General features: G+C 66.1%; 21 protein-coding genes. 9 read left to right on the top strand and 12 right to left on the bottom strand.

Features of this window, described 5'->3' with window-relative positions:
• The 3 genes from serB (at position 1) to MA09_RS09505 (ending at position 2,923) form a co-directional block, all read left to right on the top strand.
• Positions 1-843 carry a phosphoserine phosphatase SerB gene (serB, locus tag MA09_RS09495; protein ID WP_036247568.1) on the top strand — a complete coding sequence of 281 codons (843 nt, stop codon included), beginning with the start codon at positions 1-3 and terminating at the stop codon, positions 841-843.
• Positions 844-1,035: 192 nt separating this feature from the next.
• Positions 1,036-2,376 carry an SGNH/GDSL hydrolase family protein gene (locus MA09_RS09500; protein ID WP_081897514.1) on the top strand — a complete coding sequence of 447 codons (1,341 nt, stop codon included), beginning with the start codon at positions 1,036-1,038 and terminating at the stop codon, positions 2,374-2,376.
• A gap of 91 nt (positions 2,377-2,467) precedes the next feature.
• Positions 2,468-2,923, top strand: a complete 456-nt coding sequence (locus tag MA09_RS09505) for a hypothetical protein (RefSeq protein WP_036247185.1) — start codon at positions 2,468-2,470, stop codon at positions 2,921-2,923.
• A 67-nt stretch (positions 2,924-2,990) separates the two neighbouring features.
• Here the strand turns inward: MA09_RS09505 and MA09_RS09510 are convergent, their stop codons facing one another.
• From MA09_RS09510 to MA09_RS09525, 4 genes are all read right to left on the bottom strand, one after another.
• Positions 2,991-3,380: a cupin domain-containing protein gene (locus tag MA09_RS09510; protein WP_036247187.1), complete on the bottom strand. Its 390-nt coding sequence runs from the start codon at positions 3,378-3,380 to the stop codon at positions 2,991-2,993.
• A 95-nt stretch (positions 3,381-3,475) separates the two neighbouring features.
• Complete coding sequence (locus MA09_RS09515; RefSeq protein ID WP_036247189.1) at positions 3,476-3,892, bottom strand: hypothetical protein; 417 nt, start codon at positions 3,890-3,892, stop codon at positions 3,476-3,478.
• A 4-nt stretch (positions 3,893-3,896) separates the two neighbouring features.
• Positions 3,897-4,679 (bottom strand): Mut7-C RNAse domain-containing protein, encoded by a 783-nt coding sequence (locus tag MA09_RS09520; protein WP_036247191.1) that lies wholly within the window; start codon positions 4,677-4,679, stop codon positions 3,897-3,899.
• On the bottom strand, positions 4,673-5,461 hold the full coding sequence (locus MA09_RS09525) for a DUF72 domain-containing protein (protein ID WP_036247193.1): 789 nt from the start codon (positions 5,459-5,461) through the stop codon (positions 4,673-4,675). Before MA09_RS09525 ends, MA09_RS09520 begins: the two co-directional genes overlap by 7 nt.
• A 131-nt stretch (positions 5,462-5,592) precedes the next feature.
• Here MA09_RS09525 and trxC point away from each other — a divergent pair, with 131 nt between their 5' ends.
• Positions 5,593-6,030, top strand: a complete 438-nt coding sequence (gene trxC / locus MA09_RS09530) for a thioredoxin TrxC (protein ID WP_036247194.1) — start codon at positions 5,593-5,595, stop codon at positions 6,028-6,030.
• 147 nt (positions 6,031-6,177) lie between these two features.
• Positions 6,178-6,540 (top strand): membrane protein, encoded by a 363-nt coding sequence (locus tag MA09_RS09535; RefSeq protein WP_036247195.1) that lies wholly within the window; start codon positions 6,178-6,180, stop codon positions 6,538-6,540.
• Positions 6,541-6,661: 121 nt separating this feature from the next.
• Here the strand turns inward: MA09_RS09535 and MA09_RS09540 are convergent, their stop codons facing one another.
• From MA09_RS09540 to phaC, 5 genes are all read right to left on the bottom strand, one after another.
• Positions 6,662-6,844, bottom strand: a complete 183-nt coding sequence (locus tag MA09_RS09540) for a hypothetical protein (RefSeq protein ID WP_036247196.1) — start codon at positions 6,842-6,844, stop codon at positions 6,662-6,664.
• Between the two features lie 23 nt (positions 6,845-6,867).
• A complete protein-coding gene (locus MA09_RS09545; RefSeq protein ID WP_036247197.1) occupies positions 6,868-8,031 on the bottom strand; it encodes a cystathionine beta-lyase in 1,164 nt (387 codons plus the stop codon).
• Positions 8,028-9,491 carry a 30S ribosomal protein S12 methylthiotransferase RimO gene (rimO, locus tag MA09_RS09550; protein WP_200883048.1) on the bottom strand — a complete coding sequence of 488 codons (1,464 nt, stop codon included), beginning with the start codon at positions 9,489-9,491 and terminating at the stop codon, positions 8,028-8,030. The genes MA09_RS09545 and rimO overlap by 4 nt, the downstream gene beginning before the upstream one ends.
• A gap of 145 nt (positions 9,492-9,636) precedes the next feature.
• On the bottom strand, positions 9,637-10,203 hold the full coding sequence (gene phaR, locus MA09_RS09555) for a polyhydroxyalkanoate synthesis repressor PhaR (RefSeq protein WP_036247198.1): 567 nt from the start codon (positions 10,201-10,203) through the stop codon (positions 9,637-9,639).
• Positions 10,204-10,451: 248 nt separating this feature from the next.
• Positions 10,452-12,206 (bottom strand): class I poly(R)-hydroxyalkanoic acid synthase, encoded by a 1,755-nt coding sequence (phaC, locus tag MA09_RS09560; protein ID WP_051933319.1) that lies wholly within the window; start codon positions 12,204-12,206, stop codon positions 10,452-10,454.
• Positions 12,207-12,260: 54 nt separating this feature from the next.
• Here phaC and MA09_RS09565 point away from each other — a divergent pair, with 54 nt between their 5' ends.
• Positions 12,261-12,503, top strand: coding sequence for a hypothetical protein (locus MA09_RS09565; protein ID WP_036247199.1), 243 nt, complete (start codon positions 12,261-12,263; stop codon positions 12,501-12,503).
• Between the two features lie 25 nt (positions 12,504-12,528).
• Here MA09_RS09565 and pgeF read toward each other — a convergent pair whose 3' ends face one another.
• Both pgeF and MA09_RS09575 read right to left on the bottom strand, forming a co-directional pair.
• Positions 12,529-13,317 carry a peptidoglycan editing factor PgeF gene (pgeF, locus tag MA09_RS09570; protein WP_036247200.1) on the bottom strand — a complete coding sequence of 263 codons (789 nt, stop codon included), beginning with the start codon at positions 13,315-13,317 and terminating at the stop codon, positions 12,529-12,531.
• On the bottom strand, positions 13,317-14,333 hold the full coding sequence (locus tag MA09_RS09575) for an RluA family pseudouridine synthase (protein WP_051933320.1): 1,017 nt from the start codon (positions 14,331-14,333) through the stop codon (positions 13,317-13,319). The genes pgeF and MA09_RS09575 overlap by 1 nt, the downstream gene beginning before the upstream one ends.
• A 97-nt stretch (positions 14,334-14,430) precedes the next feature.
• On the opposite strand from MA09_RS09575, the gene MA09_RS09580 reads away from it, so the two are divergent.
• Positions 14,431-15,267: an outer membrane protein assembly factor BamD gene (locus MA09_RS09580; protein WP_036247202.1), complete on the top strand. Its 837-nt coding sequence runs from the start codon at positions 14,431-14,433 to the stop codon at positions 15,265-15,267.
• Positions 15,268-15,324: 57 nt separating this feature from the next.
• On the opposite strand, the gene yaaA is transcribed toward MA09_RS09580, so the two are convergent.
• Positions 15,325-16,095 (bottom strand): peroxide stress protein YaaA, encoded by a 771-nt coding sequence (gene yaaA, locus MA09_RS09585; protein ID WP_036247203.1) that lies wholly within the window; start codon positions 16,093-16,095, stop codon positions 15,325-15,327.
• A gap of 34 nt (positions 16,096-16,129) precedes the next feature.
• Here yaaA and MA09_RS09590 point away from each other — a divergent pair, with 34 nt between their 5' ends.
• The gene (locus MA09_RS09590) at positions 16,130-16,585 is read left to right on the top strand and encodes a putative toxin-antitoxin system toxin component, PIN family (RefSeq protein WP_036247204.1); all 456 of its coding nucleotides are present in this window, start codon (positions 16,130-16,132) and stop codon (positions 16,583-16,585) included.
• A gap of 25 nt (positions 16,586-16,610) precedes the next feature.
• Entirely contained in the window at positions 16,611-17,768 is a 1,158-nt protein-coding gene (locus MA09_RS09595; RefSeq protein ID WP_036247206.1) for a pyridoxal phosphate-dependent aminotransferase, read from the top strand.
• Positions 17,769-17,779: the final 11 nt, after the last annotated feature.

Consider the following 17,779-nt stretch of genomic DNA (forward strand, 5'->3'; position numbering starts at 1 on the left):
ATGAACCTGGTGCTCCAGGGGCCGCAGGCCTCCCACGATACGCTCGACCGCCTGGCCGCGCTGGCCGCGCCCGCCCGCGTAGTTCGCCTCGGCGACCATGCCATTCGCTGCGAGGACGTCCCCTTCTCCGCGCAACTGAAGGAGCGCGTCGACGCCGCCGCTTTTGATGCCCAGGTCGATGCCTGCTTCATCGAGGCCGGGCGCACGCTGCGTGATTTCGGGCTGGTGGCCATGGACATGGACTCGACCCTGATCACCATCGAGTGCATCGACGAGATCGCCGACATGCAGGGCCTGAAACCCCAGGTGGCGGAGATCACCGAGGCGGCCATGCGCGGCGAGCTCGATTTCAGCGCCAGCCTGACGCGCCGCGTGGCGCTGCTCGAGGGGCTCGACGCGGCAAGCCTGCAGCGCGTCTACGACGAGCGCCTGCGCATCTCGATGGGCGGCGAAGCGATGCTGGAAACAGTGCGGGCCGCCGGCCTGAAGACCCTGCTGGTGTCGGGCGGCTTCACCTTCTTCACCGAGCGCCTGAAGCATCGCCTGTCGCTCGACGTCGCCCACGCGAACGTGCTGGAAGTGGCGGACGGCAAGCTGACCGGACGCGTCATCGGCGGCATCGTCGACGCGGAAGAGAAAATGCGTACCGTGCAGCGCGTCTGCGCCGGATATGGGCTGGACCCGCGCCAGGCCATCGTGATGGGCGACGGTGCCAATGACCTCAGGATGATGGGCATCGCCGGCCTGTCGGTGGCCTTCCGCGCCAAGCCGGTGGTACGCGCGCAGGCCTGCGTGGCACTGAACTTCTCGGGCCTGGACGGCCTGCTCACCATCCTGCAATGATGTCCGGCCCAGAATGTGATGACTTGGCGGAACCTTGTTCGTTGATATAAGTTTCCCATCGCTCGCTGGTTCCCTGCGAACCCAAGAGCTAGCTCAAGGACGCTAATGCGCACGATTGGATGAGCAGCGCCGCTGGTCTATGTTAATGGGGCGGCCGCGCCGCGGCTGCCCCTTACTAGACAGGAGCATGTCATGTCCATTCCGGCCTTCCGCACCTCCCTTCCTATCCTTTCCCATTCCCACGATCCTGCCGACAAAGGTACCCCGAGGGACCACCGCCGACGGCGCTTCCTGCTCGGCGTCCCGGCGCTTGCGGGGGGGCTTGCCCTCGCACCACAGGGTGTGCTCGCCCAGTCACCGTCCGGCTGGTGCCCGACCTGGGGATGCGCACCGGCAGGGCCGGCTCCTGCCGGCAGCTACTACGACTTTAACTTCAGCGGACAAACGATCCGCATGTTCGTGCGCGCGAGCATCGGCGGCAACCGCGTGCGCGTGCGGCTGTCGAACGAAATGGGCAATGCGCCGCTTGCCATCGGTGCGGCCCAGATCGGCCTGCGCAGCAGCGCCCAGGCCGTGGTGACAGGATCGAACCATCCCCTGACCTTCGGCGGCAGGAGCACGGTGACCATCCCGGCCGGCGCCCATGTGCTGTCCGATCCCCTGTTCTTCCAGGTCGCCCCTTTTGCCGACCTGGCCATCAGCCTGTATTTCCCTGCCAGCGCACCGGCCAGGGCCACCACGCTCCACCGCGACTCCTGGTCGTCGACCTATGTCGCCTCGGGCAATGCCGCGGCCAGCACCACCTTCTCGTTCACGCGCAGCTTCGCTTCCTGGCCCTTCCTTACCGAAGTGCATGTCGACGGTGGCGCGCCCTGCATCGTGGCGATCGGGGACTCGCTCACCGACGGCCAGGGCAGCACGGTGAACCAGCACCGGCGCTGGCCGGACTACCTGGCGCGGCGGCTGCAGGCCGAACTCGGCACCGCGGGCCGCATCGGCGTGGTGAACCGGGGGATTGCCGGCAACCGGCTGCTGCTGGACGACCCGAACGCGCTGCTGGCCGGCCACGACGTGCTCGAGCGCTTCGATCGCGACGTGCTGGCGACCCCGGGCGTGCGAGCCGTGATCGTGGCGAGCGGCATCAACGACATCATCCTGGCATCGGGTTCCGCCCTGACCCAGATGCGGGATAAGCTGATCGCCGGATACCGCCAGCTGATCTACCGGGCGCGGGCGCGCGGCATCCGGATCCTGGGGGCGACGCTGCCGCCGATCCAGGGTTCCGGGCGTAATTCGGAAGCGCGCGAGGCGGTACGCCAGCAGGTCAACAGCTGGATGCGCTCGTCGAACGCATTCGACGCGCTGATCGACTGGGACCGGGTACTGGGCGAGCCGGGCGCACCAACCTACCTGCGCAGTGCCTACAACAGCGGCGACGGGCTGCACCCGAACGATACCGGCTACCAGGCCCTGGCCGCCGCGGTACCGCTGAGACAGCTCACTTCGCTGGCCGCGAAAGCCGGGGCGGGGTGAATGTTTCGGGATCGGGCGTGTGTAACAAGCTGTAATACCGCGCGGCACGATGCCTGGTTTTTCTTATCATGGTGGCATCAGGAGGACCGTCATGAAGAAACTTATCATCGTGAGCGCATCGTTGGCCGTGCTGGCCGGCTGCGCTGCGCCTGGCCCGAACTACCACGGCAGCCAGGCTGATGCCCGCTCGGGTGATCCGGGCCAGTGGCAAGTCGTGTCGGTAACGCCGGTGCCCTTGGGCACTGGCGCGCGTGCCGCCGCAGCGGGTGAGACCCGGACGACCACGACCTACAGCCCGGCGCCGCAACGGCCGGTCGTCGTGCACAGCACGCCATGGGTGGTGCAGCCGGCGCCGGTGTACGTGCCGCAGCCGGCGTATGTGCAGCACCATGTGCCGCACTATGTGCCCGAACCGGTGTACCAGCCGCGCTACTACTACCCGCCGGTCTCGATCGGCCTCGGCTTCAATTTCGGCCGCGGCTGGGGGCACCATCGTGGCTGGGGCGGACACGTCGGCACCCGTTTCCCCTACCATTGGCGCCGTTGACATACTGGACGAGCAAACGACGAGGCCGGCAGCAATGCCGGCCTTTTTCATGCCCGCAGCGAAGGCCTCAATGGCCGTGGTGCTGGCGCTCGTACTCGTCCGCCTCCGCCTTGGTGGCGTGGACGATGCCGTCCGGGTGCTCGGGCGGGGTGTACAGGGTGTACAGGCGCATCGGTTCGGTCTGCGAGGTATTGATGACGTTGTGCTCGGTGCCGGCCGGGATCACGACCGCCACGCCGTCTTCCAGCTTGTGCTCTTCGCCGTCCAGGATCGCGATGCCCTGGCCCGCTTCGACGCGGATGAACTGGTCGTGGCCTTCGTGGTGCTCGAGCCCGATCTCCTCGCCCGGCTGGAGGGTCATGATGACGAGCTGGCTGCGCCCGGTGGTGTAGAGCACTTCGCGGAAGTTGTTTCCGGCAAGGGTTTTCTCTTCGATGTTAATGCTGTAGCCCGACATTGTTTTTCTCCTGAAAACGAAACGTATGCGGCTGTTGCCGCCTCGTCCACATTGTATAAGAGCCAAGCAGAACACGCGCGACGCGGCCGCTTCGCCTAGCGCGAGCCGAACAGGTCGTGGGCGTCGAGCAGCGCATAGGCGATTGCCGGACGCTCGCTCAGGCAGCGGCGCACCGCCGCCGGCACCGACTGGCGTGCCTTCTTGCACAGGCCCGGCTTCTCTTCCAGCACGATGATGATGCCGCGCACGGTGCGCACCTCGTTCGGGCCCGGCTCGATGCGCAGCTCGGTGCCCAGGTTCTTCCGGATCAAGGCCTGTACGTGCTTCAGGTCTTCGTAGCTGTCGACGCGCTCGATGCGTTCGACCAGCTTCTGCTCCTGCTGGCGGGTCAGCGCCAGCGGCCGGCGGTCGGCCTGCGGGTCGGCCATGACACGGTCGCGCTCGCACACGCAGGCGCCCGGCGGGCACTCCGTGCGGATAGGGAAAGGAAACGGCGAAACGGGCTCGGTCACGCTGTCATGGAAGGGAGTCAGGAGTCGGCGGCAATTCTACATCAGGCCCGGGCGCCGCCACGCCCTCTAGGAGGGCCCGCATGCGCGCATGGTGCGAGCCCTTCCAGAACACCCGGCCGCAATGCGCGCAGCCCGTGAATTCGTCCTGGACCTCGGCCACCCGCGGCGGCAGGCGGTCGAGCACTGCCGCCTTGGCCACCGGGCGCAGCGGCAGGTTGCAATGCAGGCACAGCGAGAAGGGCTGCATGCCGGCGCCCAGGCGCAGGCGCGCAAAGAGTTCGCGCAGCTGCTCCTCCGGCTTCAGCGCGTGCAGGTAGCAGCCGTATTCGACGGTGCGGCGCTTGAGCAGCTCGCGGTCGCGCGTCAGCAGGACGCGCCCCTCCTCGCGCGCGATGCGCGCGATCTCGTCGTCGTGGTAATGGTTGTCGTAAAGCGAATCGTAGCCGGCCATGCGCAGCAGCCGCGCCAGCCCACCCAGGTGGGCGTCGGCCACGAAGCGCGGGCGGCCTTCCGGCCAGGTGCGTAGCCGCTGCAACGAGGCTACGCCAAGCCGGCCGAAGGCGGGGTAGACCGCGACCCGGTCGCCCTCGCGCAGCAAGTGGTCGAAGCCGCTCGACTCACCATTGACCAGCACCAGCTCGACCTCGGTGTGCGGAACGCCCAGCGCTTCGATCATGTGCTTGGTCGTGGCCTCGCGCGCGCAGGGGGCGCTGAACTCGCGCCCGCGCCGCTCGTAGGGCAGGAAGTCGCCCAGCACGTCGTAGAAGCGGAAGGTGGCGGTCACCATGGTGGCGACAGTATCGCAGTTTCTTCCGGCTGCTGCCCGTCGGGTCCGTGCAGCAGCTGCAGCGCGTTCGGCACGGCCTCGAAGGCCGCGGTATTATCGAAGACGCACCAGCAGGTGCGCCCTGCCGCAGTCTGGCGGCCGAGTTCGCGCCGCACCGACTCGATATACTCCGGAGGGTAGCGCGAGTAGTAGATGCGCGGCGTGCCGTGCAGCCGCACATAGACCGATTCGGTACTGGTCGGCACGTGCGGCCCGGGCTGGCCGGCGGCCGGGTCCGCGATCACGCGGGTGACGCGGCTGTCGACCAGCAGCTCGGTGGCGGCCTCCGAGAACCAGCTGGGATGGCGCGCCTCGAAGGCCACGGTACAGCCGAAGATGCCATGCAGCTGGCGGAAGAAAATGCGGGCGGTTTCATCGACGAAGCCGAACTTGGGCGGCAGTTGCACCAGCAGGCAGCCCAGCTTCTCGCCCAGCTCGCCCGCCTCGGCGGCGAACTGCACCAGCTGCTGTTCGACACCCTCCATGCGCGCGTCATGCGTGATCGCACGCGGGACCTTCACCGCGAAGCGAAAGTCGCTTGGGGTGCAGGCGGCCCACTTGGCGTAGGTTGCCGGACGGTGCGGGCGGTAGAAGGACGAGTTGATCTCGACCATCGGAAACACGGCAGCGTAGCGTTCGAGATGGCTGCCTTCGACGGGAAACGAAGCGGCGTCGGCCTTGGGCAGGCTCCAGCCGGCACAGCCGACCAGCAGGCGGCCGGGCGTAGTCGCGTGATTTGTCATAAGTCTGGCAAAGATGGCAATGCTTTCATTCTACGAAACGCGCCGCCGCGGCGGCGCATGGCTGCCCCGCTCCAGGCAGACGCGCAACGACCGCCTTAGAATATGCACGTGTGCCATCGAAGGAGAAGCCAATGAGCGACCCGATCCATATCGTCTGCCCGCAATGCGACGCGGTCAACCGCCTAGCCCCGGCGCGCCTGCGCGACGCCCCCGTATGCGGCAAGTGCGCCGGGGCGCTGTTCAGCGGCCGCCCGCTCGACGTCGACAGCGCGCGCTTCCTGAAACACGTCGGGCGCAACGACATCCCGGTGCTGGTCGATTTCTGGGCCGCGTGGTGCGGCCCCTGCAAGATCATGACGCCGCACTTTGCCCAGGCCGCGCTGCGGCTCGAGCCGGCGGTGCGCCTGCTCAAGGTCGATACCGAACGCAGCCAGGACCTGGCGGGACAGTTCGCCATCCGCAGCATCCCGACCCTGGCGCTGTTCCGCGGCGGACGCGAAGTCGCGCGCCAGTCCGGGGCCATGGATGCGGGCCGGCTGGTCGCCTGGGTCCAGTCGCAGCTGGAATGAGCTTCAGGAACCGCTCGGACCGGCTCGGGGACCGCAGAGCCGGTCTTGAAGAAAGCGGCAGCAGGCCTCATGTTGGCAAAACGGCAGCACTGGCTGCTACAATCGTCGCGTACGGGACGCTCCCGTGTTCCTCTGAGGAGAAAACTAATGTCGCAAGACCTGGTAATGGATCGCGGAACCGAGGACGCCAAGCAGTTCGCGCGCATCCTGTACATCGCACACGCCCTGACCTTCCTGTTCTCGGCCGGCCTGTTGTCGCTCCTGGTGCTGATCGTTAACTACGTCAAGCGTCCGGAGACCCAGGGCACCATCGTCTATTCGCACCACACCTGGATGATCCGCGCCTTCTGGTGGTACCTGGCATGGTCGGTCGTTGCCTGGGTGCTGGCGGCTACCATCATCGGCATTCCGATCGCCCTGATCGTCTGGGGCGCCGCCTGGCTGTGGGCGGCCTACCGCATCATCCGCGGCTTCCTGGACCTGAACAGCAACCGGCCGATGCCAACCTGATGGTCCGGGCGGCGTGTCCGTTCTGACGCCGTATTCAGCTTGAACACGGCATGAAAAAAAGGGACGTCCGCAGCGATGCGGACGTCCCTCTCTACTGGCGCGCGCCCTTCCTGTCAGCCGATCAGCAGATCCAGGCCATGCGCAGCTCCCATGGATGGTCCACCGGCGGGCTGTCAGCGCCGGTCTGCTGGCCGTTGGGCGCCGCATCGACGCCGTTGCCGCCGAACACGTCCGACAGCGACAGGTTGCCGCTGCTGCCTGCCGCCTTGTCGGTCGCGCTCAGCCGCACGTCGAAGGACGTCACGTCCTTCGACGCGCCCCCGCTGGTCAGAGCTTGCCCAGCGCCTGCTCGATATCGGCGATCAGGTCGTCCGTCTCTTCCAGCCCGATATTGAAGCGCACCAGCATGCCTTGTTCCTCCCAGTGGCTGCGGATCGCCCTGATTCGATAGGGCATCACCAGGCTGTTCGGACCGCCCCAGCTGTAGCCGAGGCCGAACAGCGCCAGGGAGTCGACGAAGCGGTCGGTCTGTTCTTCGGTATGGCGCGGGTCGAACAGCACCGAGAACAGGCCGCCTGCTCCCTTGAAGTCGCGCTTCCAATGCTCGTGGCCCGGACAGTCCTCGAAGGCCGGATGCAGCACCTTCGCGATTTCCGGCCGCGCTTTCAGCCAGGCCGCCACCTTGCGTGCACTCGCGTCGTGCGCCTCGAAGCGCAGCTTCATGGTCGGCAGGCCGCGCATCACCAGGTAGGCGTCGTCCGCGCCGACACCGAGGCCGAGCCGCATGTGCGCCTGCGCCAGGCAATCGTTGAGCGCCCGGTCCTGCGTGATCACGGCGCCCATCAGGAGGTCCGCCCCGCCCGACTGGTACTTGGTCAGCGCGTGCATGACGATGTCCGCGCCGACGTCGAAGCCGCGCAGCGCCAGGCCGGCGGACCAGGTGTTGTCGAGCGCGACCGGCACGCCCTGCGCTTGCGCGGCCCGGCAGATGGCGGGCAGGTCCGGCACTTCCATCGACACCGAACCGGGCGCCTCGGCCCAGACCAGCTTCGTGTTCGGCTGGATCAGCCCGGCGATGCCGGCGCCGATCATCGGGTCGTAGAAACGGGCGCTGACGCCGAAGTCCTGGGACAGCCAGCGTCCCAGTTCGCGGTTCGGGTTGTAGACGTTCTCGGGCAGCAGCACGTCGTCGCCGCTCTTGAGCAGGGCGAAGTTGATCATCGCGATCGCCGACAGGCCCGATGGCGCCAGCAGGCAGTGATTGCCGCCCTCGACCTGGGCCAGGCGCGCTTCCAGCGTGAAGGTGGTCGGCGTGCCGTGCAGGCCGTAGGTGTACGCCGTCTTGTCCTTCCACTGGCCCGAGCGCATGGCGGCAACGTTCTCGAACAGGACCGTCGAGGCGCGGTGCACGCCCGGCGGGAAAGCGTCGAAGCCGGCCGGCGCTTCGTAGTCGCTGTGGATCAGGGAAGTCTGGACGGTCTTGCGGCTCATGCGACGGTGGCCCAGAGGTCGTGCGCGTCGGCCTTGGTGATCACCACGTCGATGAACTGGCCCACCTGCGGCTTGGCCTTGCCCGGGGCAAGCGCGCGCTTGATGTGGACCACGCCGTCGATTTCCGGCGCATCGGCGGCGGTTCGGCCGACCGCTTCACGGGCGCCGACTTCGTCGACCAGCACGCGCACCGTCTTGCCGACCTTGGCCTGCATGCGCTTGAGCGAAATCTCCTCCTGCAGCAGCATGACGCGGGCGCGGCGCTCTTCGCGCACCGCTTCCGGCACCGGGTTGGCCAACTCGTTGGCAGTCGCGCCCTCGACCGGCGAGTAGGCGAAGCAGCCCAGGCGGTCGATCTGCGCCTCGCGCAGGAAGTCCAGCAGGTATTCGAACTCTTCTTCCGTCTCGCCCGGGAAGCCCGCAATGAAGGTAGAGCGGATGGTGAGCTCAGGATTCATCTTGCGCCATGCCAGGATGCGGTCGAGGTTCTTCTCGCCGCTGGCCGGGCGCTTCATGCGTTTCAGGACGTCCGGATGCGCGTGCTGCATCGGGATGTCGAGGTAAGGCAGCACGTGGCCGTCGCCCATCAGCGGGATGACCTGGTCGACGTGCGGGTACGGGTAGACGTAATGCATGCGCACCCAGGCGCCGTACTGGCGCGCCAATTTACCCAGCTCTTCGGTGAGCTGTGTGAGATGGGTCTTGACCGGGCGGCCGTTCCAGAAGCCGGTGCGGAACTTGACGTCGACACCGTAGGCGCTGGTGTCCTGCGAGATCACCAGCAGCTCCTTGACGCCCGCCTTGAACAGGTTCTCGGCTTCCTGCAGCACTTCGTGGATCGGGCGCGAGACCAGGTCGCCGCGCATCGACGGGATGATGCAGAAGCTGCAGCGGTGATTGCAGCCTTCCGAGATCTTCAGGTAGGCGTAGTGCTTCGGGGTCAGCTTGACGCCGTGGTCCGGCACCAGGTCGACGAAGGGGTCGTGCGGCTTCGGCAGGTGCAGGTGGACCGATTCCATCACCTCGGCGACGGCGTGCGGGCCGGTCACGGCCAGCACCTTCGGGTGCACCTTGGTGATGATGTCGTCGCCCGCCGCGTCTTTCTTGGCGCCGAGGCAGCCGGTGACGATCACCTTGCCGTTCTCGGCCAGGGCCTCGCCGATCGCATCGAGCGATTCCTGCACCGCGGCGTCGATGAAGCCGCAGGTGTTGACGATGACGAGGTCGGCGCCGTCATAGGACTTGGCGGTTTCGTAGCCTTCGGCACGCAGCTGGGTCAGGATCTGCTCGGAATCGACCAGCGCCTTCGGGCAGCCGAGCGACACGAAGCCGACCTTGGGCGCCGCCACGCCGGCGGCCGGGCTCGGGATGACGAGCGACGGCGCGGCTGGCTCGGCGAGGGCGGCAGCGGTGTTGGCGGAGGTGGACGCAACTGCGGGAATACGGCGAAGTTCGGTCATGGGCGGACGACAAGGAATCTGGGCAATCCGCGATTGTACCCGAACCGGGTGGGCCGGTGGAATCTGGGGGGGTGGTTTGCCGGCCCTCGAATGGACACTGCGGGGCCGGCGGCTGTCGCGAAACCGCGACTTGCCAGCGGCCCGCTTACTTCTTGTCGGTCGGCGGCGGCGTCATGCCCGGAAACGGGAAGGCGCCGAACATCGCCTTGCTCTGGTTCTGCATCTGCTCCTGCATCTGCAGGAACAGGTTCTTCGACTGGTCGATGTAGTTGTTCATCATGCCCTGCATCATCGGGCCCTGCACGTTCATGAACTGGGTCCACATTTCCGGGCTGAAAGGCTTGCCTTCCAGGGCGCCGGCGGCGTTGCTGGTGAACTTGTTCTGGATGTCGGTGAAGGCCTGCACGTTCTTTTCCAGGTAGGAACCCATCATGCCCTGCATGGCGTGACCGTAGTAGCGGATGATCTGGGCCAGCACCGAGCTGGAGAACATCGGGATGCCGTTGGCCTCCTCTTCCAGGATGATCTGGAGCAAGATGCTGCGGGTCAGGTCTTCGTTGGTCTTGGCGTCGACGACCGTAAATTCGTCAGCGTCGAGCACCAGTTGCTTCACGTCGGTCAGGGTGATATAGGAACTGGTCTGGGTATCGTACAGACGGCGGTTCGGGTATTTCTTGATCAGGCGTTCAGCACTCTTTTTCACACTACTCATTTCATGTCTCATCGTTGTGCGTTGCGGTAGCGTGGACCGCACGCTATTCTTCTTGATTCGTAAACACAAACCCGGCCCATGGGTCATTCCGCCGAGCAGCTTTATTGCCTTGCGGGACGGACAAGCCAACACCATACCACGACCTGCGCGCAGGTGCAGCAATTATTAGACTACAAACTTCCGTGGTGATTTTGATATGTCGGGGTGATCCGGTCCGGTGGACCAGATCACGAATGCACACTCGCCGATCAGTCGGCGCGCGCCTTCACATAACGCCCCGGTGCCGCTTCAAGCGGCTGGTAATGCGCATTCCCGAACGCAGCGGGCGCCGGCACGTCGGCGCCGCCGTTCTGCGCCAGGAACCTGGCCCACTCGGGCCACCAACTGCCCTTTTGCTCGGTAGCGCCGGCGAACCAGGCCTCGGCCGTCTTCGGGCGGGCCTTGCCGTTCTTGTCATTGACCCAGTAGCTGCGCTTGTTCTTCGAGGCCGGGTTGATCACGCCCGCGATGTGGCCCGAGGCGCCCAGCACGTAGCGGTTCGCTTTCGGGTTCTTCGGGTTGAGCAGGTTCATCGAGGCGAAAGCCGCTTCCCAGGGCACGATGTGGTCTTCCTTCGAGCCGTACAGGAACACCGGGCAATCGATCCTGCCTAAATCCACCGGCACGCCGCACACCGTCAGGGCGCCCGGCACCTTGAGCTTGTTCTCGAGGTAGGTATTGCGCAGGTACCAGCAGAACATCGGGCCCGGCAGGTTGGTGCTGTCGGCGTTCCAGTACAGCAGGTCGAAGGCCGGCGGTTCCTTGCCCTTGAGGTAGTTCTGCTGCACATAGTTCCATACCAGGTCGTTCGGGCGCAGGGCCGAGAAGGTCGTGGCCAGGTCGCGGCCCGGCATCAGGCCGCCGCCGGCCAGGCTCTGCTCGCGCCGCGCCACCTGGGCTTCGTCGACGAAGACTTCCAGCACGCCGGTGTTATCGAAGTCGAGCAGCGTGGTGAGCAGGGACAGGCTGGCGGCCGGCTGCTGGCCGCGGGCTGCCAGCACGCTGAGTGCGGTGGCGGCGATGGTGCCGCCGACGCAGAAGCCGAACACGTGGGTCTTGTCCTGCCCGGTAATCTCGCGCACTACCTCGATCGCCTTGATGGCGCCAGTCTCGACGTAATCGTCCCAGCCGATGTTGCCGAGCTCGCGGTCCGGGTTGCGCCAGGACACCATGAACACGGTGTTGCCCTGCTCCACCACGTAGCGCACCAGCGAATTTTCCGGCTGCAGGTCGAGGATGTAGAACTTGTTGATGCACGGCGGAATCATTAGCAGCGGTACCGCCTTCACGGTCGGCGTGGCCGGTGTGTACTGGATCAGCTGGAACAGCTCGTTCTCGAACACCACCTGGCCCGGCGTGGTGCCGACGTTGCGGCCGACTTCGAAGGCCGACTCGTCGGTCTGCGAGATGCGGCCCTTCTGCAGGTCGGACAGCAGGTTGGTCAAGCCCTTGGTCAGGCTTTCGCCCTTGGTTTCGAGCATCTTCTTCTGCGCTTCCGGATTGGTCGCGAAGAAGTTGGCCGGCGACATGGCGTCGACCATCTGCTGGACGGCGAAGCGGATCTTCTGGCGCTCGCGCGGGCCGGCGTCGACGGCGTCGGCCAGGGCCAGCATGAATTCCGAATTCAGCAGGTAGGACGCGGCCGAGAAGCTCGAGAGCGGGTTTTCCCGCCATTCGGAAGCCGAGAAGCGCTTGTCGTGGAACTCGGGCGTCTTGCCGCTGACGAAGTCCTGCCACAGCTGGCCGGCCTTTTTCAGGTAGTCGTCACGGATGTTCTCCAGCTTGGCCGGAGCGATGCCGGCGCCGAAATCCTTCAGCACCCCGGCCAGCGGGTTGGCGCCCAAGGAGGTGGCGGCAGCGGGCGGCGTCATGGCCGGCATCGTCATCCAGCCTTGCCAGACGCTTGGGTCGGTGAACTGGTTCATCCAGGAGGCGGCAAAAGCTTGGGGGTCAGGCATGTTCATGTCAGCGTCCGTTGTTTAGAATCGGGGTACAGAATGGAACCTTGGGAAAAGCTCATGTGGATCGTCGCCGTCGCCTGGATTTATGTGGTCGCCCTCATGGCAGCGACCGAACCGACCGTGGTGCACGGCGTGATGACGTTCCTGTTCTATTGCGCCCTGCCATTATCCCTTGTTTTTTATCTCACAGGGTCAAAACGGCGTCGCGTGCGGCGCGATGCGCAGGCACGGAGCAACGCGGCAGTAGCCGCGAAGGCGGACGCGGATGCAGCCTCGCCTGACGGCGGCGAACGCAGCTGACCATTCTGGCCTTGCGCCAGAGGGCTCATTTGAGCCAGATCAAGCTGGCTTGGCGACCGGTGACGCGGTCACGGCGGTAGGAATAGAAGCGTCCCGGTGCGCTGAAGGTGCACATGCCGCCGCCATGCACGCGCGTTACTCCATCGCGCTCGAGCATCAGGCGCGCCAGCGTGAACATATCGGCCAAAAATTTTACCGGTTGGTCAAAATCCCGGGCCTGGCGCGGCTTGAACGCCGCCAGCGTCGGCTCGCCCGGCAAGGCAGCAAGGAAGGCATCGCGGACGTCCTCGCCAACTTCGAAGGCCTCCGGCCCGATGGCCGGCCCCATCCACGCGGTGATCTCGCCTGCCCCGGCGGCCCGCATCGCCCGCACGGTCTCGCCCAGCACGCCGCCCGCCAGCCCGCGCCAGCCGGCATGGGCCGCACCCACCACCTTGCCGTCGAGGTCGGCGAACAGCACCGGCAGGCAGTCGGCGGTGAGGATGGCGCATACCACGCCCGGCCGGGTAGCAACGCTGGCGTCGCCGGTGCCCACCGGCTGGTCCGGGCCGACCGTGCAGGCGTCGACCACGTCGGCGCCATGCACCTGCGCGATCCAGGCCGGGCGCCCCGGCACATACGCCAGCAGGCGCTCGCGGTTGCTGCGCACGGCCTCGGGATCGTCGCCGCAATGCATGCCCAGGTTCAGGCCGCCCCCGCCCTTGCCGTCGTCATAAGGCCCGCCGCTCACGCCGCCGTCGCGGCCCGTCGCCAGCGCGCCGACGTTGGCAGGCAGGTCGGGCCAGTCCGGCCACACCAAAGCGGAGCGGTCCATTACGCCTCGCCGTCGTCGCTGTCGTCGTCGCCCGGTTCTTCGATGCCGGCCCTGGCGATCAGTTCGGCGAAGTCGGCGGCCAGCGGCACGGTCCATTCGCAGGACTCGCCCGTTCCCGGATGTACCAGGCCGAGGCGGCGCGCCTGCAGGGCCTGGCGGTGGAACACCGGCACCAGGTGCTGCTTGCCGTAGACCGAGTCGCCCACCAGGGCAAAGCCCAGGTGCTGCATGTGGACCCGGATCTGGTGGGTGCGGCCGGTCTCCAGGCTGCAGCGCACCAGGCTCACCGGGCGGCGGTCCAGGCTGCCGACGGCGACGCGCTTGTAATGGGTGATGGCCGGCTTGCCGAACATGCCCGTCGATACCGCCATCTTGACGCGGTCGCGCGGGTGGCGGCCCATCGCGGCGTTGATGGTGCCGGACAGCTGCGGCGTGCCCCAGACCAGCGCGAAGTATTCACGCTTGACGGACCGCGCCTGCAGCTGGCGCACGAGGTCGGTCTGCGCGGCCAGGGTCTTGCCTACCACCATCAGGCCGCTGGTGTCCTTGTCGAGCCGGTGCACGATGCCGGCGCGCGGCACGCCGACGAGTTGCGGGCAATGGTGCAGCAAACCGTTGAGCAGCGTACCCGACCAGTTGCCGGCGCCCGGATGGACGACCAGGCCGGCCGGCTTGTTGATCACGATGATGTCGTCGTCTTCGTGCACGATATCCAGCGCGATGGGCTCGGGCGCGAAGGCCGTGTCTTCCGGCGCGGCCTGCGGTTCGATGAGGACCGTTTCGTCGCCGTAGGCGGTGTCCTTGCCGCGCGCCGGCTTGCCGTCGACCTTGACAAAGCCGCCTTCGAACCAGAGCTGCAGGCGGCTGCGCGAGAACTGCGGCACCAGGCCGGCGATGACCTTGTCGAGGCGCTGGCCGCACACCTCGGGGCTCAAGTGCAGGGTGATCGGAGAAAGGTCCGGACCGGCGGGGAGTTCGAACCCGGCTTCGTCGTCGAGGTCAGAGTCAAAAGGCATTTCCGCCGAATTCGGCGCAGGAGTTAATATCACGTGAGTCCCATCGGCTATAATCAGCCGTTCGTTGAATCTAGGTAAAACTTTCTTGCAAAGAGCTATGCAAAAAAAATTGTCTGTGTTGGTCGTCGCTTGCGCCCTCAGTCTGTCCGCATGCAACATTCTGCCGAAGGCGGATGACAAGGCTAAAAATCTGACAGCGGAGAAATTATACGCTGAGGCACGCGATGAGATGAACGGCGGCCACTATGAAGCGGCGATCAAGCTGTTCCAGCAGCTCGAATCGAACTACCCGTTTGGCACCTACGCCGCTCAAGCGCAGATGGAAATTGCGTATGCCCACTACAAAGCGGGCGACCAGGCCGAGGCGCTGGCCGCGGTGGAGCGCTTCATCAAGCTGCACCCGAACCACGCCCAGGTCGACTATATGTACTACCTGCGCGGCCTGATCAACTTCAACGACCAGATCGGCTTCCTGAGCTTCATCTACGCGCAGGACCCGACCGAACGCGACCCGAAAGCCACGCGCGAAGCCTTCGCCGCCTTCAAGGCCCTGGTCGACAAGTTCCCGAACAGTAAGTACCGCGAAGATTCGATCGCGCGCATGAACTACCTGGTCAACGCGATGGCCCAGTACGAAGTGCATGTGGCGAACTACTACTTCCGCCGTGGCGCCTTCCTGGCCGCCCTCAACCGTGCCCAGCTCGCCGTGCAGGAATACAGCGACGCGCCGGCCCGGGAAGAAGCCCTGTTCCTCATGATGCGCTGCTACGACAAGCTCGGCATGCCGGTGCTGCGCGACGATGCCCAGCGCGTGCTGGTGCTGAACTACCCGACCAGCCGCTTCCTGAATCCGAACGCCCTGGGCGACGCGCCCTGGTGGCGTTTCTGGTCGAAGTCGGGCCCGAAGCCGTCGCCGAAGGACGCGGTACAATAAGCGTGAGCGGCGCGGCTGACCGATCGGCCGCGCCAGCTCGTTGAAACCGCGTGGCGCTTACGCCGCTTCCCTGCGGCGGAACACCCAGGTGGCGTCATTCGATGCCGCGGCATCGTATGCATAGCCGTCGACGTCGAAGTCCTTGAGCTGTTCCGGATCGGTGACGCCGTTCTGCGCCGCATAGCGCGCCATCAGGCCACGGGCGCGCTTGGCGAAGAACGAGATGATCTTGTACTTGCCGTTCTTCCAGTCCTCGAACACCGGCGTGACCACCGGCGCGCCCAGCAGCTTCGGCTTGACCGACTTGAAATACTCTTCCGAGGCCAGGTTGACCAGTGCCGCCGCCTGCGTTTCCGCGAGCTGGGCATTGAGCGCTCGCGTGATGCTCTCGCCCCAGAATGCGTACAGGTTGCTGCCGCGCGGGTTCTTCAGGCGCGTACCCATTTCCAGGCGATAGGGATGCATGCGGTCCAGCGGGCGCAGGAGCCCGTACAGGCCGGACAGGATGCGCAGGTGGCGCTGGGCGTAATCGACCTCCCCGGGGCCGAGCGTGCGCGCATCCAGGCCCGCATAGACGTCGCCGTTGAAGGACATGATGGCCTGGCGCGCCTCGGCATGGTCTTCGCTCCAGTGCGCATAGCGCGACACGTTGAGCAAGGCAAGGCTGTCCGACAGGTCCATCAGTTCGGCGATTCCAGCGGGCGAATAGGTGCGCAGCACCTCGATCAGCTCGGCGGCACGGTGGATGAAATCGGGGGTGGTGTGTTCCTTCGTGGTGCTTGGGGATTCGAGGTCGAGGGATTTTGCGGGCGACAGGACAATCAGCATCGGTTCAAACTGCTTTACTAAAATAATTTCCTACATGATACCCGTTCCAAGCAAACCCATCGTCATCGACACCAATGTCTGTCTCGACCTGTTCGTGTTCCGCGACCCGCGCTTCCTGCCCTTGCTGGCAGCCCTGGAGTCGGGCGAGACGGTCGCGGTAACGCGCGCCGACTGCCGGGATGAATACCTGGCGGTGCTGAACTACCCTCACCTGCCGCTCGACGGGAGCAGCCGTGCACAGGCTGCGGCGCGCTTCGACGCCCTGCTGCGGGTGGTGGCGCCCGACGCGAAACACGTGCGCCTGCCGGTCTGCACCGACCGCGACGACCAGAAATTCCTGGAAATCGCACGCGACGCCGGAGCGGAAGTCCTGGTCACCAAGGACAAGGCCCTGCTCAAGCTGGGCCGGCGCACCGCGCGCGAAGGCCTGTTCAAGATCATGCTGCCGGAAGCCTGGCTCAAGGCCAGGGCCGCTGCCGCGCTAGAATAAAACCATCCACATCAGTGTCGCCACCATGAGCACTCCCGCATTGCATACCCGCCTGCCCGCCGTGGGCACCACTGTCTTCACCCGGATGTCGCAGCTCGCATTGGAGCACGGCGCCGTCAACCTCGGCCAGGGCTTCCCCGACTTCGGCTGCGACCCGAAGCTGGTCGACCTCGTGGGCGAGGCCATGCGCGCGGGACAGAACCAGTACGCCCCGATGACGGGCATCCCCGCGCTGCGCGCCGCCATCGCCGCCAAGGTCGAGAAGCTGTACGGCCGCCGCTACGACGATGCCGCCGAGATCACGGTCACGAACGGCGCCTCGCAGGCGATCCAGTCGGCCATCCTGTGCAGCGTGCATCCGGGCGACGAGGTCATCGTCATCGAACCGGCCTACGACTGCTACCTTCCCGCGATCGCACTCGCGGGCGGCGTGCCGGTGCCGGTGGCGATGCACATCGGCAGCGAAGGCTACAGCGTGCCCTGGGATGCGGTCGCCGCTGCCGTGACGCCGCGCACCCGCATGATCGTCGTGAACACGCCGCACAACCCGACCGGCTCGATCCTGCGCGCCGCCGACCTCGACGCGCTGGCCGCCGTCGTGGCCGGCACCGACATCCTGGTCCTGTCGGACGAGGTCTACGAACACATGGTCTACGACGGCGAACAGCATGCCTCGGTGTCGCGCCATCCGGTGCTGGCCGAGCGCGCCTTCGTGGTGTCGAGCTTCGGCAAGACCTACCACGTCACGGGCTGGAAGGTGGGCTACGTGGCCGCCCCGGCCGCGCTCACGGCGGAATTCCGCAAGGTCCACCAGTACAACGTGTTCAGCGTGAACACGCCGATGCAGCACGGGATCGCCGCCTACATGCAGGACGCAAGACCCTACCTGGAGCTGCCTGCCTTCTACCAGAGGAAGCGCGACCTGTTCCGCGCAGGCCTGGCCGGTTCGCGCTTCGAACTGCTGCCTTCGAACGGCACCTATTTCCAGTGCGTGCGCTACGACGCGATATCGGGTCTGCCGGAAGCGGAATTCGCAACATGGCTGACGGTGGAGGCCAACGTGGCGGCAATCCCGGTGTCGGCCTTCTACAGCCGGCCGACCGAATCGGGCATCGTGCGTTTCTGCTTTGCGAAGAAAGACGAAACGCTGAGGAAGGCGCTCGAGACGCTGAGCCGCCTGTGAGGCCGCGGGAC

Origin of the sequence: Massilia sp. BSC265, from assembly GCF_000740675.1 — a bacterium.
Taxonomy (GTDB): Bacteria; Pseudomonadota; Gammaproteobacteria; order Burkholderiales; family Burkholderiaceae_D; genus Telluria.